The 21,445-nt window shown below is 66.4% G+C and carries 24 protein-coding genes and 1 pseudogene; 13 read left to right on the top strand and 12 right to left on the bottom strand.

Going from position 1 to position 21,445, the window contains the following annotated elements:
* Positions 1-6: 6 nt before the first annotated feature.
* Positions 7-1,260 (bottom strand): serine--tRNA ligase, encoded by a 1,254-nt coding sequence (serS, locus tag R3P95_RS16535; RefSeq protein WP_317548873.1) that lies wholly within the window; start codon positions 1,258-1,260, stop codon positions 7-9.
* Between the two features lie 11 nt (positions 1,261-1,271).
* Positions 1,272-1,664 carry an ankyrin repeat domain-containing protein gene (locus R3P95_RS16530; protein ID WP_317548872.1) on the bottom strand — a complete coding sequence of 131 codons (393 nt, stop codon included), beginning with the start codon at positions 1,662-1,664 and terminating at the stop codon, positions 1,272-1,274.
* 34 nt (positions 1,665-1,698) lie between these two features.
* Here R3P95_RS16530 and R3P95_RS16525 point away from each other — a divergent pair, with 34 nt between their 5' ends.
* Positions 1,699-2,784 carry a septum formation family protein gene (locus tag R3P95_RS16525; protein WP_317548871.1) on the top strand — a complete coding sequence of 362 codons (1,086 nt, stop codon included), beginning with the start codon at positions 1,699-1,701 and terminating at the stop codon, positions 2,782-2,784.
* A 13-nt stretch (positions 2,785-2,797) separates the two neighbouring features.
* Positions 2,798-3,130, top strand: a complete 333-nt coding sequence (locus R3P95_RS16520; protein WP_082073870.1) for a metallopeptidase family protein — start codon at positions 2,798-2,800, stop codon at positions 3,128-3,130.
* Positions 3,131-3,296: 166 nt separating this feature from the next.
* On the opposite strand, the gene R3P95_RS16515 is transcribed toward R3P95_RS16520, so the two are convergent.
* Positions 3,297-4,088: a CbtA family protein gene (locus R3P95_RS16515; protein WP_317548870.1), complete on the bottom strand. Its 792-nt coding sequence runs from the start codon at positions 4,086-4,088 to the stop codon at positions 3,297-3,299.
* Positions 4,079-4,273, bottom strand: a complete 195-nt coding sequence (locus R3P95_RS16510; protein WP_032396459.1) for a CbtB domain-containing protein — start codon at positions 4,271-4,273, stop codon at positions 4,079-4,081. Before R3P95_RS16510 ends, R3P95_RS16515 begins: the two co-directional genes overlap by 10 nt.
* Positions 4,274-4,534: 261 nt before the next feature.
* Between R3P95_RS16510 and R3P95_RS16505 the strand changes: the two genes are divergently transcribed.
* The 4 genes from R3P95_RS16505 to R3P95_RS16490 all read left to right on the top strand — a co-directional run bounded on the left by R3P95_RS16505 (position 4,535) and on the right by R3P95_RS16490 (position 7,580).
* A complete protein-coding gene (locus R3P95_RS16505) occupies positions 4,535-5,101 on the top strand; it encodes a histidine phosphatase family protein (RefSeq protein WP_317548869.1) in 567 nt (188 codons plus the stop codon).
* Positions 5,102-5,189: 88 nt separating this feature from the next.
* The gene (locus R3P95_RS16500) at positions 5,190-5,501 is read left to right on the top strand and encodes a PE family protein (protein ID WP_032381057.1); all 312 of its coding nucleotides are present in this window, start codon (positions 5,190-5,192) and stop codon (positions 5,499-5,501) included.
* Positions 5,502-5,577: 76 nt separating this feature from the next.
* Positions 5,578-6,759, top strand: coding sequence for a PPE domain-containing protein (locus R3P95_RS16495; RefSeq protein ID WP_149407703.1), 1,182 nt, complete (start codon positions 5,578-5,580; stop codon positions 6,757-6,759).
* Positions 6,756-7,580, top strand: coding sequence for an ESX secretion-associated protein EspG (locus tag R3P95_RS16490; RefSeq protein ID WP_317548868.1), 825 nt, complete (start codon positions 6,756-6,758; stop codon positions 7,578-7,580). The genes R3P95_RS16495 and R3P95_RS16490 overlap by 4 nt, the downstream gene beginning before the upstream one ends.
* Here R3P95_RS16490 and R3P95_RS16485 read toward each other — a convergent pair.
* Genes R3P95_RS16485 through R3P95_RS16475 form a run of 3 tightly spaced genes read right to left on the bottom strand, consistent with a single transcriptional unit; the run spans position 7,577 to position 9,903 of the window.
* The gene (locus R3P95_RS16485) at positions 7,577-8,242 is read right to left on the bottom strand and encodes a histidine phosphatase family protein (RefSeq protein ID WP_149407701.1); all 666 of its coding nucleotides are present in this window, start codon (positions 8,240-8,242) and stop codon (positions 7,577-7,579) included. The genes R3P95_RS16490 and R3P95_RS16485 overlap by 4 nt on opposite strands.
* Positions 8,239-9,171, bottom strand: a complete 933-nt coding sequence (pheA, locus tag R3P95_RS16480; protein ID WP_149407700.1) for a prephenate dehydratase — start codon at positions 9,169-9,171, stop codon at positions 8,239-8,241. The genes R3P95_RS16485 and pheA overlap by 4 nt, the downstream gene beginning before the upstream one ends.
* A gap of 24 nt (positions 9,172-9,195) precedes the next feature.
* Positions 9,196-9,903 carry a hypothetical protein gene (locus R3P95_RS16475; protein ID WP_149407699.1) on the bottom strand — a complete coding sequence of 236 codons (708 nt, stop codon included), beginning with the start codon at positions 9,901-9,903 and terminating at the stop codon, positions 9,196-9,198.
* A gap of 133 nt (positions 9,904-10,036) precedes the next feature.
* Between R3P95_RS16475 and R3P95_RS16470 the strand changes: the two genes are divergently transcribed.
* The 5 genes and pseudogenes from R3P95_RS16470 (at position 10,037) to R3P95_RS16450 (ending at position 14,693) form a co-directional block, all read left to right on the top strand.
* On the top strand, positions 10,037-10,807 hold the full coding sequence (locus R3P95_RS16470) for a DUF2470 domain-containing protein (protein WP_317548867.1): 771 nt from the start codon (positions 10,037-10,039) through the stop codon (positions 10,805-10,807).
* Between the two features lie 34 nt (positions 10,808-10,841).
* Positions 10,842-11,651: a CPBP family intramembrane glutamic endopeptidase gene (locus R3P95_RS16465; protein ID WP_032396467.1), complete on the top strand. Its 810-nt coding sequence runs from the start codon at positions 10,842-10,844 to the stop codon at positions 11,649-11,651.
* 493 nt (positions 11,652-12,144) lie between these two features.
* Entirely contained in the window at positions 12,145-13,401 is a 1,257-nt protein-coding gene (locus R3P95_RS16460; protein WP_394855434.1) for an LCP family protein, read from the top strand.
* Positions 13,402-13,465: 64 nt separating this feature from the next.
* Positions 13,466-14,026: pseudogene (locus R3P95_RS16455) on the top strand (ferritin).
* Positions 14,027-14,138: 112 nt separating this feature from the next.
* Positions 14,139-14,693, top strand: a complete 555-nt coding sequence (locus tag R3P95_RS16450) for a ferritin (protein ID WP_032396487.1) — start codon at positions 14,139-14,141, stop codon at positions 14,691-14,693.
* A 91-nt stretch (positions 14,694-14,784) separates the two neighbouring features.
* Here R3P95_RS16450 and R3P95_RS16445 read toward each other — a convergent pair whose 3' ends face one another.
* From R3P95_RS16445 to R3P95_RS16430, 4 genes are read right to left on the bottom strand one after another with little or no spacing between them, the layout of a single operon-like run.
* On the bottom strand, positions 14,785-15,696 hold the full coding sequence (locus R3P95_RS16445; RefSeq protein ID WP_317548864.1) for a DUF5926 family protein: 912 nt from the start codon (positions 15,694-15,696) through the stop codon (positions 14,785-14,787).
* 10 nt (positions 15,697-15,706) lie between these two features.
* The gene (locus R3P95_RS16440) at positions 15,707-16,480 is read right to left on the bottom strand and encodes a glycerophosphodiester phosphodiesterase (RefSeq protein ID WP_068045617.1); all 774 of its coding nucleotides are present in this window, start codon (positions 16,478-16,480) and stop codon (positions 15,707-15,709) included.
* Positions 16,477-17,535: a DUF4328 domain-containing protein gene (locus tag R3P95_RS16435; RefSeq protein WP_317548863.1), complete on the bottom strand. Its 1,059-nt coding sequence runs from the start codon at positions 17,533-17,535 to the stop codon at positions 16,477-16,479. The genes R3P95_RS16440 and R3P95_RS16435 overlap by 4 nt, the downstream gene beginning before the upstream one ends.
* Positions 17,536-17,886 carry a rhodanese-like domain-containing protein gene (locus R3P95_RS16430; RefSeq protein WP_223145667.1) on the bottom strand — a complete coding sequence of 117 codons (351 nt, stop codon included), beginning with the start codon at positions 17,884-17,886 and terminating at the stop codon, positions 17,536-17,538.
* Positions 17,887-18,208: 322 nt separating this feature from the next.
* Between R3P95_RS16430 and R3P95_RS16425 the strand changes: the two genes are divergently transcribed.
* Entirely contained in the window at positions 18,209-19,135 is a 927-nt protein-coding gene (locus tag R3P95_RS16425) for an LLM class F420-dependent oxidoreductase (protein ID WP_317549075.1), read from the top strand.
* Positions 19,136-19,229: 94 nt separating this feature from the next.
* On the opposite strand, the gene R3P95_RS16420 is transcribed toward R3P95_RS16425, so the two are convergent.
* Positions 19,230-20,369, bottom strand: coding sequence for an acyltransferase family protein (locus tag R3P95_RS16420; protein ID WP_068045010.1), 1,140 nt, complete (start codon positions 20,367-20,369; stop codon positions 19,230-19,232).
* Between the two features lie 260 nt (positions 20,370-20,629).
* On the opposite strand from R3P95_RS16420, the gene R3P95_RS16415 reads away from it, so the two are divergent.
* Positions 20,630-21,253 carry a superoxide dismutase gene (locus R3P95_RS16415; protein ID WP_045197953.1) on the top strand — a complete coding sequence of 208 codons (624 nt, stop codon included), beginning with the start codon at positions 20,630-20,632 and terminating at the stop codon, positions 21,251-21,253.
* The last annotated feature ends 192 nt before the right edge of the window (positions 21,254-21,445 follow it).

Below are 21,445 nucleotides of genomic sequence, written 5' to 3'. Positions count from 1 at the left end.
CCGGTTCTACTTCAAGACATCCGTCCCGACGAAAGGCACCAAGGCTTCCGGGACGCGGACGGTGCCGTCGGCCTGCTGGTGGTTCTCGAGGATCGCGACGATCCAGCGGGTCGTGGCGAGGGTGCCGTTGAGCGTCGCTGCGGTCTGGGGCTTGCCGTTCTCGTCGCGGTACCGCACGCCGAGGCGTCGGGCCTGGAACGTCGTGCAGTTCGAGGTCGAGGTCAGCTCACGGTAGGCCTTCTGGGTGGGAACCCATGCCTCGCAGTCGAATTTGCGAGCGGCCGAGGAGCCGAGGTCGCCGCCTGCGGTGTCGATGACGCGGTAGGGCAACTCGACCGCGGCGAGCATCTCCTTTTCGTACTCGAGCAGCTTCAGGTGTTCGGCCGCTGCATCCTCGGGCTTGATGTAGGAGAACATCTCGATCTTGTCGAACTGATGGACTCGGATGATGCCGCGGGTGTCCTTGCCATAACTGCCCGCTTCGCGGCGGAAGCACGACGACCAACCGGCGTACCGCTTCGGGCCGTCGGCGAGATCGATGATCTCGCCCGAGTGATAGCCCGCGAGAGCGACTTCCGAGGTTCCGACGAGGTAGAGGTCGTCGGCTTCGAGGCGATAGATCTCGTCTGCGTGCGCGCCGAGGAACCCGGTTCCCGACATGATCTCCGGCCGCACCAGCACCGGCGGGATCATCATCGTGAAGCCGTTCTTGACGGCCTTCTGCGCGGCCAGCTGCAGCAGACCCTGCTGGAGCAGCGCGCCGTAACCGGTCATGAAGTAGAAGCGCGAGCCCGAGACCTTGGCACCGCGCTCCATGTCGATCAGGTTCAGCGACTCGCCGAGTTCGAGGTGATCCTTCGGCTCGAAATCGAACTCCGGGATCTGCCCGACGGTCTCGAGCAGCACGAAGTCGTCCTCGCCGCCTGCGGGCGTGCCGTCCTGAACGATGTTGGAGATCGCGCGATGGGCCGCGTCGAGGGCTGCGTCGGCCTCGGCTTCGGCGGCCTGGGCGGCCTTGACCTTGGCGGCGAGTTCCGATGCCCCGGCGAGCAGAGCAGGACGGTCCTCGGCGGAGGCCTTACCGACCTGCTTTCCCAGCGCCTTCTGCTCGGCACGCAGCTGATCGCCGGCAAGCACCGCGGCCCGGCGGGATGCGTCGGCACCCAGAAGTGCGTCGACGAGAGCGGGGTCCTCGCCTCGGGTGCGCTGCGAGGCGCGCACTGCGTCGGGATTCTCGCGAAGGAATTTCAGGTCGATCACGAGAACGAACCTTACTTGCCGAGCAACCCCAGATAGTCCTCGCGTCCGAACATCGTGGCGGCATCGATGGCCGACGGGTGGCCGCCGTGCGGATCGGCTCCACCGTCGACGAGCACGCGCACCACCTCGTCCTCACCTTTGAAGACCGCGCCCGCGAGTGGGGTCTGCCCTTTGTCGTTGGGCTTGTTCACATCGGCACCACGCTCGACCAGCGCACGCACGGCGTCGGCGTGCCCGTGATACGCGGCGAGCATGACCAGCGTGTCGCCTGATTCGTTGTGCAGATTCACCGGGACGCCCGCGTCCACGTAACTCGCCAGAGCGGAGCCGTCACCGGTGCGGGCCATCGCGAACAGTCGGCCGGCGAGCTCGCTGAGGTCGTCGTCACCCGTTGGGTCGCTCATGAGGACCGAACATACTCGGGCATGATGGAGGGCGATGTCCGGATACGAAACAGACCCCCCGACGAGCGAGAAGTCTCGGCGAACACTGTCTGCAACCACAGCTCGACGTGGACTCGCCATGGTTGCGGTCGGTGCGGTGCTGGCCGCCGGGGCGACGGTTTTTCTCTCCGACGGGTTCTCGACACCCGAGAAGATCACCACCCACGCGACGGCCAGTGGGCCTGCGACCGACGGGCCCGTTTCGGCGTCCTCCTTCGGTGCCGCCGACCCTGGTGCCTGCCTGCAGTGGACGCCCACCGACGATCCCGAGACCGATCGGCAGGACCTCGCCGAGGTCTCGTGCGCCGATCCCCATCGCTTCGAGGTGGCTCGTGACATCGACATGAGCGTCTACCCCGGCGTCGAGTTCGGCCCTGCCGCGGCGTATCCCGGTTCCATCCGGTTCAGCGAGTTGCGCGACGAACACTGCGCGGCCGCCGTCGACGACTACGTCGGTGCCGAATTCGATCCGAACGGACGCTTCGGCGTTGGGCTGATGTTCCCCAGCCAGGCCGGATGGGCCAAGGGTGAGCGGACGCTGCGCTGTGGTGTGCAGATGCCGTCGAACACCGGCGCGTTGATGGAGATGACCGGGTCGATTCTCGATCAGGACCAGTCGAAGGTCTGGCCTACCGGAACCTGCATCGGCATCAACCAGAACGTGCCGGCCGATCCGGTGGACTGCTCCGCTCCGCACGCGTACGAGGTGGCGTCGGTGATCAACCTGACGCAGCAGTTCCCCGGCGGGCACCCGTCGGAGGGCGACCAGGATGCGTACCTCGAGCGGACGTGCACCGACGCGGTCAACGGTTACCTCGGCTCGGACACCGCGTTGCGCGACAAGACGCTGACCCTGTTCTGGGACACCATCGACGTCGCGAGTTGGCTGGCCGGAAGTCGCCAGGTGACGTGCTCGGTGGGTGCCGAACTCGATTCCGGCGGTTTCGCGACCATCGTCGGCACCGCCAAGGGCGACATTCTCATCAACGGTGCAGCCCCCGTCCCGCCGCCCTCCGCTCCCGACGGCCGCGCACTGCCGACACCGCTGCCCGGTGCCGCACCGATCACCACCGGAGGGTGACATTCCCACGCACATGACGCGCGTCGACTTCGAGGAAGCAGTGTCCGACGCCCTCGACACTCTGCCGCGTGAGCTCACCGACTTCATGAACAACGTGGTCGTTCTCGTCGAGGAAGAGCACCCGACCGAGGACATCCTCGGACTGTACGAGGGCATCGCGCTCACCGAACGCTACGAGTACAGCGGGCACCTACCGGACGTCATCACGATCTACCGCAAACCGATCCTCGAGATGGTCGACGACGAAAACGAGGCGCGACGGGAAATTGCGATCACCGTCGCCCACGAAATCGGACATCACTTCGGCATCGACGACGAGCGACTGCATCAACTGGGATTCGGCTGACGGCACTCACTCGTCGCCCGCCCCCCCGAACGCGTGAATGGACCCTTGCATACGTCTGGGCAGTGCAAGGGTCCATCCACCCGCCCCGGCGTGACCCGACCACCCCGCGTCGATGGCACTTTGCATACGTCTCAGCCGTGCAATGGTCCATTGACGCGGAGCCGGGCTACGCCGCGACTGTCTCTCGGCGAGTGGGTCGAGCAGCGCGATCGGTGAGGAATGCGAATCCCAATCCCAAGGCCAGCCACAGGGTTGCCTGGGTGGCCAGGGAAGACAGTCGGAATTCCCACAGCAGGGTTGCCGGGAAGTCCGCGCCCACCTCGTTGACGGTGGGCAGCAGCGCATAACCGATGCCGACCACAACCAGGAACGCCAGCAACGGCGCTCCGACGCGAATCGCCACCGAATGCTGCGATGCCACCGCCTTCGCCGCGTAGACGGCCACCGCGACCGCCAGCAGACCGAGAATCACCGACGCCAACCACAGCCAGGTGCGTTGGGTGATGGTCTCGGGATCTCCGACGGCCGGTGGGTTGGCCGGGTACTTGAAGAAGGGCACCGCTTCGATGGCCAACCATCCGGCACCGGCTCCGACGAGCGCGAGAATCGAACCCGGCAGTGCGGTGAAGCGTCGCCCGTAGTGCAGCGCCGAGGCGAAGATCGCGCCGAGCGCCAGGCCGGCGAGTCCGGTAGCGAGGAACAGTCCGACGCGTTGTCCGTCTCGACTGACCAGTGCGTCCTCGCCGTGGGAGTGCGCGGCCGCATCGGTCTCGGCGTGATGAGCGTCGGCTCCGGCCGCTTCCTCGATGGCGATGGCCGAGTCGATGTGCGGTTCACCGACAACGTAGGCGACTGCTCCGGCGAGCAGGCCTGCGAGAAGTCCGGCGAGCAGACCTCGCACCAGTAGTTGGACGAATGTGCCCTGCAGCGTCGGGCCGTGGGTGTCGGTCAGTGGCATGGCAGGCCCAGCAGATGGCGGCCGTCGTGCATCAACTCGTGCATGTACATGCCACTGCGGGAGATCGCGCCCTGATCGAAACCGACGAGGTAGAGCACGACGAAAGCGAGCAGAATCGTTGCGGCGACGATGACGGCAAGAGCAGCCGACTCCGTCGTATTACTGGGAGCGTGAATGATTGCCATGGTGTCCTCCTGGGATTGTGCGTCCCGTAGTCCCCGCTCGAAAACGGGGACGGCCATGCGATGAACGAGTTTTCTGACTCTCGAATTCGGGCATTTCGCCGACGTCGATCACAGTGGCGCAACCGCTCCGGATTTTCACCGGATTACCTGCGTACATCGCGTATTACCAGCGAACTGTGGCATCGCTCCGGACTGTGTGTCAATCGCTGTCCCGTCCGACTGCAGCTCGATGCCACAAAGCTGCGGTGCCACAATGACGCAGTGACCGCGTCCGTGACCCGACTGATGTTGGTCGCTCACGCGCGAACCGACGCGATGCGCACCGGCCGGTTTCCCGGCGACGAACCACTCGACGACGCGGGCCTGCGCGATCTCGCCGCGGTGACCGATTTTCCCCGCGCCAACCGTGTCCTGTCCGGCCCGGAAGCCCGCTCGATCTCGACCGCGCAGGTGTTCGGAACAGAGATCTCCGTCGAGCCCGCGTTGGCCGACATCGACTACGGCCGGTGGTCCGGTCTCGAGATGACCGATCTGCCCGACGCCGACGCGATGGCCTGGCCGAGCGATCCGGCGTTCGTTCCTCCGGGCGGAGAATCCCTCGACGCGTTGTTCTCTCGCGTCGAGACGTGGCTGAGCGATGTTGGATCGACGCCCGGACGCACTCTGGCGGTGACCTCTCCTGCCGTCGTCCGAGCCGTGGTGGTGCTGGTGTTGGACGCCCCGATCCGCTCGTTTTGGCGGGTCGACGTTTCCCCGCTCACGCGCACGTCCGTCAGCCATCGAGGCGGCGTCTGGACTGTCGGCGCGGTGGCCCAGAAGTTCGTCTGAATTTTTCTCGCGTGGAGGGAACCGAACCGAACACGGCGGCGTCTTACCTACCGACAGCGCAAAGTTCTTCGATCAGGGAGCGTGGCTCATGACCGTCATCAAGGTGGATCCGGTGGCCCTGCAGCTCGCTGCCTCCGAACTCGATGCGGTCGCCGCTCGCTTGCAGGCTGCTGTCACTGCAACGGCAATCCCCGTGCGGCCACTGCCGCCCGGTACCGACGAGGTCTCGCTGCTCACCGAACGATTCTTCGGCACCGCGGCCGATACCTTCGGACCTGCTGCAGCGCAGGGTATTTCGGAGTTGCACCGAGCGGCCGAGGAACTGCGGAAACAGGCTGCGGACTACGTGGCCACCGACGACGACACGGCCGGGGGCCTACCCGGCCTACCCGGAATCTGACGCACCGCACTCGACCGCAACGCCAAGACACAACGCTCGAAACGACACGAAGCTCGAACATCATGGGGGCCAGAGGATGACGCTCGGAGTGACAGGTGTGGTGTGGCTGCCACGCACGGCGACGGGAAACTCGACGCGATTGCTCGGGCCGGGACCGGTGCCGTTGCACGTCGCCGGCGGCGCGTGGGGTTCGGTCGCTGCGGCGTTCACCGAGGCATCGGCGAGCATTGCCGCTGTCACCGCGGCTCTGACCGCAGGCTGGGAGGGCGAGTCGGCACTGCTGGCTCAGGCTGCGCTCGGCCGTTTCGCGACCTGGACCGCCGCCACGGCAGTCAAGGCGGCGGCGCTCTCGGTCGAGGCCCCGGCCGCAGGAACCTCGTACGGTGTCGCGTTGGCGACCATGCCCTCGCTCGTCGAAATCGGAGCCGTGCAGGCCGCCAAGGTCACCGCCGCCTCGACGGGCGGCGTGATGAACGGCAGCTACGAGGCTGCCGAGGTGGCCGATCGACTGCTCGACATCCGCGCGGCGCTGGTGATGGAGGGCTTCGAGCTGGTCTCCTCGCACCGCATAGTCCAGACCACGTTCGATCAGCCGCCGGCCATCGTCTCCGATTCCGGGAGCGGCCTCGGCAAGTTCGCCAACGGCGCGCTGATGACATCCCCGGTCCAGGCCGCGATCGGCGGCCTGATGGCCGCGACCCAGAACCCCGGCGTCGCGGCGGCGGCCGGTCAGATCGGTAGTGCTGCCACCTCCATCGCCAGTACCGGCGTCTCGACCGTCGCCACCGCTGCGTCCACCATCGGGTCGAGTGCGTTGTCCGGTGGCGTCGGGGCCGGTGGTGGATTCGCACCCGGTGGTTCGACATCTCCCGCTGTCGGTCCGGCGTCCACGCGTCCGGTGTCGTTCGGCGGGGCAGGTGGAGCTGCCGGGCTCGGTGGCATCGGCGGTGGCGTCGGAATGCCCGGTTCCGCGTTGGGTCCCGCCGGTGGTGGCTCGATGCAGGCCGGTGCAGGCCAGAGCGGTCCGTCCGCGTTCGGCGCACCCACCTCGGCCGATGCCGGCCTCGCTCAGCGCGGAACGGGCGCGGCAGGCGCTCCTGCCTCCGGCACGCGCGGGCAGGCCGAGGACGACGAACACGAGACCCCGGACTACCTCAAGCAATTCGAGCACTTCTCCGACGGCCGGACCGTCGCGCCGTCCGTCATCGGCGCGGACCCGACCCTGCCCCACACGGACACCAGCAGGAACGGCCGTTGATCGACTTGGGAACCGTGCCGGTGGGCCACACACTGCCGATCGCCTCACTCGGCGTGGACGAGATGGACTTCCTCGTCGAGGAACTGTCGATCGCCGAACTACCCGTGGTCCTGGACGTGTTCCCGCGCTTCGACGACGTCGGTGCCCGAGATCGCGCGCTCGAGCACGGGCGCACCGCACTGAACAACGCCGGCCTGATCACCGACGGCCACATACACGAAGATCTCGAGCAGTGGATGCGAGTTCTCGAACAACCTGACTGGTACGTCTCGGCTCGTGTCTTCGACGTCGAGAACCTAGAGCCCGTTCCGACCGCTCGGATCTGCGTTGCATCCGACGATCGGCTGACGGTGTCGGCGGTGCGGCGAGACGACGTGGTCACCATCCGCGCCATCCACGGGGATCCGGCCCGGGACCTCGCGTCGTCGATCGACTCGGCCGCGTCGTTCGACCCGGGCAGCATCAACGCGCCAACCGATCTGCTGGCCGAAGCTCTCGACGCGGCACCGACCGACGTCGGAGCAACCGCGTCTCGGCTGCGCGGTATCGGCATAGCGCACGAGCGCGCCGCGGCTCTGGCGTCGGCGATGGCCACCTGCGCCGGCAGAACCGAGATCACCGCCGTCGCCCGCAGGCACGGCACCCGTCACGTGGCCGGGAGACCCGTGGCCCTGTTCGACACCAGAGCCGGACGCATTCTCGCCACCTCGACCCTCGCCGCCGACGGCACGTCGTGGAGCTCACTGACCGGGGCGACGGATCGCAGAGTGACCGCTGCCCTGACCGGGCTGATCGCATCGGCCGGTGAGCATCTGAACTAGCTGATCGGGTTGTCCGCCTTGTTGCTGCCCTTGCCCTCGAACGGCGGCAGGAACGTGCCCCACCTGGCGCAGGACCATCCTCCGTCGGGCAGCGGCAGCAGCTCGACGGTGTGCGTGTTGTCGAGGTGATTGTCGGCAGCGAACGTGCCCTCGACGCCTGCCAGTACCGCTGCAACCAGTCGGATTGCGGCACCGTGGCTGACGACAACGACGTCGCCCGCTGTCTCGTCACTCAGATACTGCGCGCGGAGGCCCTCGAGCACCGGGACGTAACGATCCAACACCGAATGTCCGCTGTCGCCGCCGGGCACGGTCGCCGCCAGATCTCCGGCGTGCCAGCGACTGAAGATATCGGTGAACTCCCGGTGCGCATCCGCATCGTCGCGGTCCTCCAGATCTCCGGCGAAGGTCTCCTGAATTCCCTCGGTCACCACCAGGGGAACCCCGGTCGCTCGTTCGATGTACCCCGCAGTCTGCTTGGCACGCAACGCAACCGAGGACACCAGCACCGCGGGCGGGCGTCCGATCCAGGTCTGCGCATAGGCGTCGGCCTGCTGGTGCCCCAGCTCGGTGAGCTCGGCTCCCGGCGGCGAGGTGTCCAGTATCTTTGCGACGTTCGCTGTCGTCTGACCGTGCCGAACCAGAATCAATTTGCCCATCACAGATCACCGCGTCCGGCACGAATGTCTGCGACCCACTGCACGTGTTCGTCGATCGGCGGCGGCACCGAACCGCCCGTTCCTGTTGCGGTGGGCCAGGATCCGAGGAAGCGGAGGGGCATCTTGCGGTGGAATGCGGCCAACATCTCCGCGACGAGCGGGTCGTCGATGTGCCCGGCACAGTCGATGAAGAACCGGTACGTTCCGAATCGTGAACGGGTGGGCCGTGATTCGATGAAGGTCAGGTCGATGTTGCGAATTCCGAACTCGGCCAACGCTGCCGGCAGCGTACCCGGATCGTTCGGCGGCTCGAGGACCACCGACGTTCGGTCCGCACCGGTGCGCGCAGGCACCGACTGCGGCGCCGTCACCAGCACGAAGCGAGTCCGCGCCCCCTCCACATCGATGACCCCGTCGGCCAACTGCGACAACTTCAAGCGCTCACCGGCGAGCCGCGTCGACACCGCAGCATCGACCATTCCGGCCGCAACATCCTCTGCCGCACCGGCATTGGACGACGCGGACTGCACCACGGCGTCGGGCATGGCGGTCTGCAGCCACTGGCGCACCTGATTGAGCGCGATCGGATAGGCGCTGATCGTGCGGGCCGAGTCGAGGGTGACACCGGGACCACCGAGAATGGTGAAGGCCACCTCGATTTCCGTCTCGGCGACGATCTGCAACCGGCGGCCCTCCGACAGTGCGTCGAGCGTCGGTGGGACCGCTCCCTCGATGGAGCTTTCGATGGGGACCACGGCCGCGTCGGCCGCACCCGATCGCACGGCCTCGAGCGCAGCGGGCGGGTTCGACGCCGACACCCGCTCCACCGCACCGTCAAGACCGACCGCGCCGAAGGTCCCGAGCCTTTCGAACTGCGCCAGCGCCATCTCCGTGAACGTTCCCGATGGGCCGAAGTAAGCGATGCGAGGCACGCCTCGAGGTTACGTTGTCGACGTCTACGAAGCGATCAAACCGACGTCGACGAGCCGGGCGCGGGCACCGGCGGCGTCGGCGATCTCGATTCCGAGCAGCACCTCGCGCACCGCCTCGGCGGCTTCGGGGATGAGGGCCCGCAGTGCGGCGACGTTCGGGGCAGCAAGCGCCGCGGCGATGTCGTCCCCGCGCAGTGACGCCACCGTCGCGGCGAGAATCGCGAGCACCTCGTCGCCGGAGTCGGCGCGGGCGACGAGGCCCACATCGGCGTGCGAGACCACGGCGAGTACGTCTGCTATGCGCCGAGGGGTGTCGCCGACGCGGATGCCCGGGGTCCGGTGGGCGAGGACGACGGCCTCCGCGGTTTCGGCCACGTCGATCGCGTCGAACATCGGGAAGACGACCAGCGGCGAGGGCAATCGCAGCCCGAGCGCGTCGGCGAGGTGCTCGGCCGGGGCGTCGACGTCGAACCGGACGGCCTCGTAGCCGCAGGTCCTCCCTGCTCGGAGCTCGTCGGGGTCGATGTCGAGGTGCACCACGATGCGTCCGTGGTCGTCCGAGTCGGACAGCGCGAGCAGGGTCGATGCCCGGACGACGGGCGGTCCGTACTCGGCTCCACGCGGAGCTGCGGCCAGCGAGGGGGCGTCGGCGCATATCGGCTGCAGCAGCTCGTGGACGAGCGCGTTCGGGTCGGGTCGGTGGGGCACACCGAGGGTCAGCGGAATCGGCACGCCTTCACGGTAGACCCGAGTCTGGGTCGTTCCGCGGGCTCCACTCCCGCGGATGCTCTTGCGATCCTCGCCACACCACGCTAACTTAGGTTTGCCTCACCTACTCGCCTGACCGATCGCATCGGAGGAGCCCATGCTCGGCGCAACCACCACCACCGGACCGACCACCGCCGAACGCGTACGCAGTGCCTGCATGCGCGCCGAGGGCGCCGCCCTGGCCATCGACGGCAGCGACCCGGTGATCACGTCCCTGCATCACCTGCGACCCAACGGCGAGATGATCCTGGCCGTCCGCACCGACTCCCTCGACGGCGCGCACACCTGGCAGTCCTCCCGTGCCGGCATCCCCGCCGTCCTCGAACTCACCGATCACGCGCCGCTCGCGCTGCGTGAACCGGTGCGTTCGCTGGTGTGGCTTCGCGGCGATCTACGCCCGGTCCCGGACTCGCTGATGCGCCCGATGGCCGGAGCGGTGGCCGCCGAACATCCGCATCCCGCTCTCCTCGACGTCGGGCATACCACCTCGCTGATGCGGCTGATCGTCACCTCCGCCGTGGTCGCCGACAGCACCGGAGCAGAGCCCGTCGACGTCGACACGCTGCTGGCAGCCGAACCCGATCCCTTCTGGGAGATGGAGACCAGCTGGCTCGAGCACCTCGACTCCGACCACCCGGACCTGCTCGCCCAATTGGCCCGACGCCTCCCGCCGTCGATGCGGCAGGGCCGAATCCGGCCGCTCGGCATCGATCGATACGGCATTCGGCTGCGGATCGAAGGAGAATGCGGCGACAACGACGTCCGGCTGGGATTCGCCCAGCCCGTCCAGGACGTCCTCTCGCTCAGTCGCGCGCTGCGCGTTCTCGCCGGTTGCCCGTTTCTGAACGGACTACGCGCCCGGGGCTGACACCCCATCCGACGAAACAGGGCAGACTCGTGCGGTGATCGACTTCAAGAGCTGGTTGACGCCACCGCCGCCCGCGAGCACGGCTCCACCGCCCGATGCTCGCGAACGCACCACCATCAAGGTCGAGATCGCGATCGTCCTGCTGGTCACATTCGGGCTGAGCGGTATGAGCAGCATCCTCTCGCTCGTCGAGGACGCGCTGCAGACCGCTGCCCTGTCCGATCAGACCGTGGCGCTGAACTCGTCGCGATCGAGCTTCAGCCTCATCGATCTGCTGTTCCAGCTGCTGAGCATTCTGCGTCTGTGCGCCTGGGGAGCTCTGGGGTTGTACCTGCTGTGGCGAGCCGATCTGGCACCCCGAGCGATCGGGTTGGCCAGGCCGCGGCTGAAGATCGACCTCGGTCACGGCGTCGGATTGGCCGCACTGATCGGATTGCCCGGCCTGGCGCTGTACCTCGTTGGCAACGCCCTCGGATTCAACCTCAACGTCGTTCCCAGCGCCCTCGACGATCACTGGTGGCGCGTCCCGGCACTGATTCTGTACGCGCTGGCCAACTCCGGTGCCGAGGAGATCATCGTCGTGGCATACCTGATCTCTCGTCTGCGCCGACTCGGCCTCAGCGAGAACGCGTCCTTGCTGTGCTCGTCGCTGCTGCGCGGCAGCTATCACTTCTATCAGGGCGTGGGCGGTGGGGTCGGAAACTTCCTCATGGGTCTGGTGTTCGGCCGCTACTGGCAGCGCACCGGCAGACTGTGGCCACTGCTGATCGCACACGCTCTGATCGACATCGTGGCCTTCGTCGGGTACGCCCTCCTGCGCGAACATCTGTCGTGGCTCCCGTGAATCGGCACGCGAAGAACCCGGGTGTTTCCGTGGCGACGGTTACAGTCGACCCGTGAACGACGACGATCGCTACGGACGGCACGGCGCGCCGGAACGGCGAACGCCGCCCGACCGATCAGAACGGAGTCGTCACAGTCGACCGGACCCAGCGCCAGGACCCGCACCTCGCCCGACCGGTGGCCAACCGCCGCGCCAACCACCGCCTTCTCAACCACCGCCTCGTCAACCACCACCCGGCCGGCAACCACCCGGCCAACAACCACGAGGCCCGCAACCGCCGAGCCAATCGCGACCACCGCAGCCGCCCCCAGGCCAGGTGCCGCCCGGCCGACAGCCGCCACCCCCACGCGGATATCGTCCCGGTCAGCCTCCACCGGATCGGGGCCCACGTCAGTACGAACCCGGGCCCCCGCGTCGTCCGGGACCTCCGCCCGAGCGTCTGGCACAACACCGTCCCAGCCCACAGGGTCCGCCGCCGGAGGGCACCGAGTTCATCCGCCGCGACGGCAGGCCCACTGCCGGTCCGGCGTGCTCGGCCGCCGCACAGCAGGCGTGGTCGCAGGCTCCCGAACCCGGATCGGCGAAGTCCGACACACCTTCGCCATCCGAATCGACGCGTCAGTACTCGCGTTCCCAGGAAGTTCCACCGGGCCGCACCGGGTACGCCCCGCGTCAGCAACCGGAGCCGTTCACCGAGGAGCGCAGGAAACCGGCAGCACCGGCGCAGCGGGCTCTGCGTCGACCCGAACCCGTTCGGCCGCAACGTGACTCTCGGCCACCGAAGGTCGCGAAGCCGCGCAAGCGCAGACGCTGGGGTCGACGCTTCCTGATCGTGTTGCTGGTCCTGGTGCTGGGAATCGGCGGCGTCGTCTACTACGTCGACAGCTCGTTGACGCGCGTGGACGCCCTCACCTCGTATCCCGGGCGCATCGGCGACACCCCCGGCACCAACTGGCTTCTCGTCGGGTCGGATTCGCGAGCCGGCCTGACGCCGGAGCAGGAAGCCGCGCTCGCGACCGGCGGCGAGGTGGGCCCGAGCCGCACCGACACAATCATTCTCATCCACATCCCCGAGGGCAGCGGCGCGCCCACGATGGTCAGCCTGCCGCGCGATTCGTACGTGTCGATTCCGGGCAACGGCCAGGACAAGCTCAACGCGGCCTTCGCATTCGGCGGGCCGCCGCTGCTGGTCCAGACGGTCGAGGGTGCAACCGGTGTGCACATCGATCATTACGCGGAGATCGGATTCGGCGGCTTCGCCGGGATCGTCGACGCGGTCGGTGGAGTCAACGTGTGCGTGCAGAATGCGATCGACGATCCGTTGGCGGGCATCAACATCGCCGCCGGCTGCCAGGATCTCACCGGAGCCGAGGCGCTCGGATTCGTGCGATCCCGCGCGACGGCATTGGCCGACATCGACCGGATGAACAATCAACGCGCGTTCATGTCCGCCCTCCTGGAAAAGGCAACCAGCGCTTCGACTTTCCTCAACCCGTTCAAGTTGTGGCCGCTGGTGTCCGATACCGCGTCGTCGTTGAGCGTCGACGAGGGAGATCACATCTGGAACCTCGCCGCACTCGCCTGGGCGATGCGCAGCGGTCCGGTGACCACGACGGTTCCCGTCGGCGGATTCCAGGACTCCGACGTCGGAAACGTACTGCTGTGGGACGACACTCGCGCTCCGGCGTTCTTCGACGCCATCGCGCAGGATCGCGAAATACCTCCGGAACTGCTGACCGGCGGGCCCTGACGAACCTGGGCCGGTAGGAGGGAGTGGAGCCTGCGGAACGACCCTGGGTTGTAGGTTGTGGACCATGACACCGCCGTCTGCCCAGCCCGCCGCAACACCCGGTACGTCGTTCCACGATCTGCTGCGCGCCCAGGTGCGGCACGAGTTCACTGCATCGCAGCAGTACGTCGCGATCGCCGTGTGGTTCGACCGCAACGATCTGCCGCAGCTGGCCACGCGTTTCTACGCTCAGTCCGCCGAAGAGCGTCGGCACGCGATGATGATGATCCGCTTCCTCATCGACAATCGGCTCGAGGTCGATGCGTCGGGCATCGACGACGTGGTGACGGGATTCCAGTCGGTCGTCGAACCGGTGGAACTGGCGTTGGCCCAGGAGTCGACGGTGACCGAGCAGATCAGCGCGTTGGCGCGTGCTGCCCGGGCCGAGGGCGACTACATCGGCGAGCAGTTCACCCACTGGTTCCTCACCGAGCAGGTCGAGGAGGTGGCGGCGATGCAGAGCCTGCTCAACATCGTCCGCCGAGCTGGATCGAACCTGTTCGACATCGAGCAGTAAGTCGCTCGCGAGATCGGTTCCACGGTGATCCGCGCCACCAATGCCCCCAAAGAAGCCGGAAGAGCGTAGTTTGCAGCCCTGCTCAGAGCGGACATTTAGGATCGACTGTATTAGGCAACGTTCGCCTCAATAAGGATCGACTTGGATGACAACGCCTCTGACCAGGCATATCGTCCTGAGCATGAGCGTAGACATCAAAGAAACCAGCCACACCAAGTTCCACGCACTTCTCCGCGACCAGATTCGCAACGAGTTCAACGCCTCGCAGCAGTACATCGCCACCGCGGTCTACTTCGCGAATGTCGATCTGCCGCAGCTGGCCAAGCACTTCTATGCGCAGTCGGTCGAAGAGCGCAACCACGCGATGATGATCGTGCAGTACTTCCTCGATCGCGACATCACGGTCGAGCTGACCGGCGTCGACGCGTCGAAATCCGTCTTCACCGATCCGCGTGAGGCCATCGCCCTGGCGCTGGCACAGGAGGAGACCGTCACCGAGCAGATCATCGCTCTGGCGAGCACCGCACGCGAAGAGGGCGACTACCTCGGCGAGCAGTTCATGCAGTGGTTCCTCAAGGAGCAGGTCGAGGAAGTTGCCAGCATGAAGACGCTGCTCAACATCGCCGATCGCGCGGGCCACAACCTGTTCGACCTCGAGCAGTTCGTCGCCCGTGAGATGAACACCAGCGTGACCGCCGACTCGGGCGCACCCACCGTCGCCGGCGGATCGCTGTAAATTCGCACCGCAATTCTGCGCGGATGACGCGCTCATACGGGTGGCCACTCGAACGAGGATTCCTTGCTCGAGTGGCCACCCGTTTCGCGTTCTAGCGCAGAGTGACCTGGCGGCCGCGTAGGCCGTCGCGCGAACGCAACTGAGCCGCCGTGAGCGGAGCGTCGACAGCCAGTGCCTCGCTCAGTTTCTCGCCGAATTCCTTTGTGGGCTCTGCCCATTCGGTGGGGTGCATCTCGGGATCGAGATCGAACACCGGCACCAGCACCCCGTGCGTGCGGAACGAACCGGCGTAGCGCGAACCCTCACCCAAGTTCAGATCACCCGCGGCGTGCAGGCGCGCCAACGCGAGCATCACATCGTCTTCGTTCTCCGGACGAACCCAGCGGATGTGCGCCTTGTCGCCTGCATCCACCCACCAGGCCGCGACGACGCCGTCGGCCTCGATCCGCGCCGAGGGCATGATCGCCTGGTTCGCGCTTTCCACGGTTGCAGTCACATCGGCTGCGGGAGTGGCACTTTCGGGAATCCACCAGTTGAAGTCCTGATGAACGGTGATCTCGAGCAGCGCGGAGGCGTCGAGCACATCGGTCAACGCGGGCGTGCTGTCGGTGATCTTCGCGGCTTCGAGCGACTCGCCCGCGGACGCGGTGGATGCCCAGCCGAGCGCGCTACTGATATCTGCCGCAACGTCTTTCGACTGATTCTGCACCTGAAGGCCGACGAATCCCTCGACGGTATCGGCATCTTCGCGCACCAGGGCCGCGACGGCACCGGGTAGCACCGTGGCCAGCGTGATGGTGCGACCGTCCACGGTGATCGGCGCGGTGGCCGTCGCCGACGGGACGAACTCGCGCAGCGCTACCAGGTCGCATTCGGCGGCGAGGCCTTCGAACGGGCGAGCCGACGCCGATTCGATGCTCGCGCGTTCCGCTTCTCGCTGCGCGAGCTTCGCTGCTCGGTTGCTGTCCTGCTTCGGTCCACTGTTTCTTTTGCTCTTACCCACGCCCGAAAACCTACACGTTCTTCGATTCCAGCCAGGCTCGCGTTCGGCCGGGGTGGTTGGTGGCGATCCACCCGACACCGAGCTCGCGGCACAGGTCCACGTCCTCTTTCTCGTCGACGGTCCACACGTAGCTGGCCCGGCCGGACGCGGCTGCGCGGTCGATGATGGCCGGGTGCTCGCGTAGCGCACGAATCGACGGGCCGACGGCAGTGGCACCGACGGTCGTCGCCGCTCCCCCACCGAGGTAGTGCGAGCTGTCGCCGAGGAGCACCGTCGGAAGCATCGGAGCCGACCGCCGTACGCGCCAGACGGCCGAGGGCGCGAACGACATGATGACCGCCCGCGAGTGGTCGGCCGACGCGGGCGCGCCGATGCCGAACTTGTGCAGCTCGGCGAGCACCGTGCTTTCGATCAGCGAGCCGTATCGCACGGGATGCTTGGTTTCGATGAAGAGTTTGACCGGCTTGCTGGTCCAGTCCAGGACGAGAGCAATGAGGTCGTGCAACGTCAGAAGTTCGGCGGGTTCGTCGTCGTCGCCGTAGTTCAGTCGGGCCAGATCGGCGAAGTCCATCTCGCTGACGATGCCGGTGCCGTTCGAGGTGCGATCGACGCGGCGATCGTGCACGCACACGATGTGGCCGTCCCTGGTGAGCCGCACATCGCATTCGACGCCGTCCGCTCCCTCGCGCAGCGCGAGGTCGTAGGCCGCGAGAGTGTGTTCCTTCTTCGCCGCCGACGCACCTCGATGCGCGACGACCAGTGGCCCACGGCGATCGGGACTCACGACGCCGTCACCGTCTCGGATTCGTGTTCGGGCTGCTTCTCTTCGGGCTGCTTCTGTTCGGGCTGGTTTTGCTCGGGCTGGTTCGACTTCGGCGCGGTGCCGGTGGCGATCACCCAGCGGGTCGGACGCGACATTGCGGAGCCGCGCAGTGTGCGGCCTTCGAGTCGGCGCATCACGGCCAGGGTCAGGACGGCCGAGACCGCGGCCACCAGGGCCACGAATGCCGACAGCAGAACTCCGTCGGCGCGGGCCTGAAGTGAATCGCGCAGGTTCCACAGCAATTGGACGATGACCAGTGCATTGCTCGCTGCCCAGACAGCCCACCAGATGCGAACCAGTGTCAGTTCGCGGTGCACGTCGGCATCGGCACCGCCGCGGAGACGGACCACCTCGGTGAGGTAGACCCCCGGCATCACTATGCGGACCAGAGGCAGCATCGACAACAGCAGCATCGGGCGCACCGATCGCGGGTCGGTGGAGCCGGCGGCAGTGAAGGCTAGTCTGCGCTGGTCGATCAGCCAGCAGGACGAGGTGATCAGCGCGGCCAGACCGATGACGAGCGCGCCGACCTGGGCGAAATAGACCAACGCGTCGGACACGGCGAGGGTGATCGGCGAGATCAGTCGCACGCGGTTGTGCAGCAGGATGCCGTACCGGAACACTTCGGCGAACGCGGCGAGCGCCAGCAACATCGCGGTGACGAGGACCAGGTTCTGCGCGTTCGCGGCGTACCGCTCGACGCGACCGACGCGGCGATCGGCCTCGGGATCGCGCGGGATGTCGCGCAATCCCCAGGTGGGCGTCGAGGCGTAGTGCGGCGTCGGGGTCGGTGTTGCGGATCGGCCGCGGCGTGCGGCTTTCGTCGACGAGGTCGCCGGACGGGCTACCCATCGGAAGTTTCGGGTGCCCTGCGCGGGTGCCCTGGTGGAGACCGGCGAGAGCAGCACGCCATGGCAGCGGGGGCACCAGGTGCCCGGCCGCGCGCCGACAGCCCAGCGAGTGCTGCAGCGGGCACAGACCTGGAACGCCTGAGCGCGCCCCTGCGGTGCCGACATCTAGATGATTCTCGCTTCGTGGGCGTCGTTCTCGCTCTGGATCGGTCGACCAGCGGCCTGCCAGGCGAGCATCCCACCGTCGACGTTGATCGCGTCGTAGCCCACGCGGTTGAGATATTCGACGACGCGAGCCGAGCGACCACCGGCTTTGCAGACCACGTACACCTCGGATTGGTTGTCGACCTCACCGGCGCGGGACGGAATGTCGCCCATCGGGATGTGTACGGCGCCCGGAGCGTGTCCGGCCTGCCACTCGTCGTCTTCGCGTACGTCGAGCAGGATGGCCGTCGTAGGGAACGGCACCGGCAGGCGATCGACGGTGACGGCAGGCGACTGCTCGGGATGCGACACACCTCGATCTTGTCACGCGTCCGCGCGGGGCTGCCACCCGTGTCCTCGCGACCGAAGCGCCACCGCGCTATGACCTACGTCACTGCAGTCACAGAAGTTATCCACAGTATCCACAGATCGATCCACAGAATCGGGGTCTGTGCCGGTTTCTATCCACAGGTCAGAGCGTCGAGTCGGTCCCCCGGTGTATCGAGTACCAACTCGGCCTGTGGATCGATGGTGATTTGACACAGCCATCGTCTGCGGTGCCGTGAAGCCGCTGTTTAGGCTGGCGAACATGACTAACCCACCGCAGGTCGTTCCGCAGGCTCCCCTCCCGTCCATCGAGCTACGCGTCTTCACCGAACCGCAACAGGGTGCCACGTACGACGAACTGCTCCGCGTCGCGAAAGCTGCCGAGGAGTTCGGCTACGGCGCATTCTTCCGATCCGACCACTACCTCGCGATGAGCGGTGACGGCGGCCCAGGGCCCACCGACGCGTGGATCACCCTGGCCGGGCTGGCCCGCGAGACCTCGACCATTCGGCTCGGCACCCTCGTCACCTCCGCGACCTTCCGCTACCCGGGGCCCCTGGCCATCAGCGTCGCCCAGGTCGACGCCATGAGCGGCGGTCGCGTCGACCTCGGCCTCGGTGCCGGCTGGTTCGAGGACGAGCACAAGGCCTACGGCATCCCCTTTCCTCCGCTCGGTGAGCGTTTCGACCGGCTCGAAGAGCAACTCGCCGTCATCACCGGACTCTGGGACACCCCCGTCGGCGAGACCTTCTCGCACGCAGGCGCGCACTACCCCGTCAGCGACTCCCCCGCGCTCCCCAAGCCGGTGCAGACGCCTCACCCGCCCATCGTCATCGGCGGCGGAGGCAAGAAGCGCACCCCGGCACTCGCCGCGAAATACGCCGACGAGTTCAACAATCCCTTCGCCTCGCTGGCCGACACCGAGACACAGTTCGGTCGCGTCCGCGCAGCCTGCACAGCAGCCGATCGCGATCCGGACTCCCTCGTCTACTCCAACGCCCTCGTCCTCTGCTGCGGCCGCACCGAAGAAGAAATCGCACGCCGCGCCGCCGCCATCGGCCGCGAGGTATCCGAACTACGCGAGAACGGTGCCGCAGGAAGCCCCGCCGAACTCGTCGACAAAATCGGTCGCTTCGGAGCTGTCGGAGCCACCCGCGTGTACCTGCAGACCATGGACCTCACCGACCTCGATCACCTCGAACTCGTCGCATCCGAAGTTCTCCCACAGCTCTGACCCCCGCCGAATCCCGCCCCCCGAGTCCACTCAACGTGACATTGACTGCCCAAAAGTCCACTGAATGTCACATTGAGTACCCAGGGGGGCTCGGTCAGGTGGCGGATCGGGCGCGCAGGCGGGCGTAGTGAGTGCTGATATGTCGTGCCGCGGGCAGTTCGATCCATCGGTACATGATTTCGGCGAGTGCGGCGGTGCCGGCCAGGAATGCCAGGACGGCGGCGCTGGGGCCCAGGTGCGGTTCGACTGTTGCGTAGATGCGGTAGAGCACGAGGGTGTGGATCAGGTAGATCGCGTAGCTCCGGGTGCCGATCCATCGGATGACGGGCCAGCGGGTGATGGGTCCGTTGTATCGGGCGAGTATCAGGACCGTTCCGGTGACGACGAGCAGTGTCCAGAGGTAGGTGTCGCCCATCCAGAAGGTGTGGACTTCGATGGCGAGTCGAATCACTTCGATCTGGGCGATGACGCCGACGACGACCCATCGCCAGGTGATCAGTCGCGCCCATCCGAGGTAGGCGATCTGGCCGAGGAACAGCGTGGGGAGTACGCCCGCGACCTTGGTCAGGAACGGGACTGTGTAGGGCTGCGGTAGGTAGAGGTTGTAGACGATCACCAGGGCGCACAGTGCAGCTCCGACGAGTGGCACCACGATGGGTCTGGTGTTCAACGTTCCGCGCATCGAGATGCAGTAGAGATAGAACACGATCTGAACGACGAGGGTCCAGGTGACGCCGAGAACGGCGACTTCCGGTCGCAGGAAGAAGCCGCCGAGGAAGAAGCTGAGGAACGCTTCGCCGTTGGTGATGCCGGGTTGACCGCTGAACATTCCGTTGAGGCCGAGTTTGACCAGGATGACGGCCATGGCGACGGCGAACCAGAGCGCCGGGACGAGGCGGGCGAGGCGCGCGACCATGAAGTCCCGACGCGATTGCCGCATGGCGGATCGGGTGATCAGCAGGCCGGTGAGCAGCATGAAGATGCTGACTCCGACGAACGAGAGGTGCATGTTGAGGCCCGCGTCCTCGATGAGGACGGTGTTGACGACGTCGATCATCCACCAGCCACCGCCGATGTCGTCGAGCAGATAGAACGAGATGTGTGAGTACAGCACCGCGAGGACGGCGATGACGCGGAGGAGGTCGGCACCGTCCATCTGGACTCGGGGCGCGTCGACCGGCTGCGTGGCGGCGGACTTGTCGACCGTATTCTGGCTCGGTCGGTCCCCTTCCACACCCGCGAGTTTAGGTTCCGTTCATCTGTAGGACCAATCCGCCGCCGCTCCGCAACTGATTCGTGATATTCGGAGCAGATTCACAGCCGAATTATTTGCTTGTCTCGTTCACACGAATTTATTCCGAGAAAAGCATCTCGGTTACAACTGTTGCACTGGGGGTAGGAATGAGATTGGGTTGAACCCTACGAAAGATCCGCAGTAGGACGAACGTGCCCGCATCACACGATGGGTACGGCGTCGTTAGAGAAGGGAACCACGTGTCCGAGTACACCTTGCCCGACCTTGATTTCGATTACTCCGCCCTCGAGCCGCACATCTCGGGCGAGATCAACGAGCTTCACCATTCCAAGCATCACGCGACCTACGTCGCAGGCGCGAACACCGCGGTCGAAAAGCTCGCCGCCGCGCGTGACAACGACGATCATGCAGCCATTTTCCTGCTGGAGAAGAACCTCGCGTTCCACCTCGGTGGCCACGTCAACCACTCCATCTGGTGGAAGAACCTCTCGCCCAACGGTGGCGACAAGCCCGAGGGTGAGCTCGCTGCCGCAATCGACGACCAGTTCGGTTCGTTCGACAAGTTCCGCGCGCAGTTCACCGCTGCCGCCAACGGCCTGCAGGGCTCCGGCTGGGCAGTTCTGGGCTACGACTCGCTGGGCAAGAAGCTGCTCACCTTCCAGCTCTACGATCAGCAGGCCAACGTGCCGCTCGGCATCATCCCGCTGCTCCAGGTCGACATGTGGGAGCACGCCTTCTACCTGCAGTACAAGAACGTCAAGGCCGATTACGTGAAGGCGTTCTGGAACGTCGTCAACTGGGCCGACGTCCAGGCTCGTTTCGAGGCCGCGACGTCGAAGACCCCGGGTCTGATCTTCCCGTAGGTCCTCGCACCACCCGCTTCACCGACAGCGTCGATGGACCACTGCCCCGCTCAGACGGGTGCAGTGGTCCATTCACGCTTCGAAGGGAGTTCGCTGGCACTCTCCCCATCTTGTGTGCCAGCCGTTTTCGCGTCATTCTCTTCCTACCCAACGTCGTGTACCCGGCTTCGAGCCCTGTACCTGTCTGGGAGG

The organism is Rhodococcus cercidiphylli (assembly GCF_033042225.1).
In the GTDB taxonomy this organism is placed as follows: Bacteria; Actinomycetota; Actinomycetes; order Mycobacteriales; family Mycobacteriaceae; genus Rhodococcoides.
Note: the sequence above shows the minus strand (reverse complement) of the source record. Positions and strands in the feature narration are given on the sequence as shown.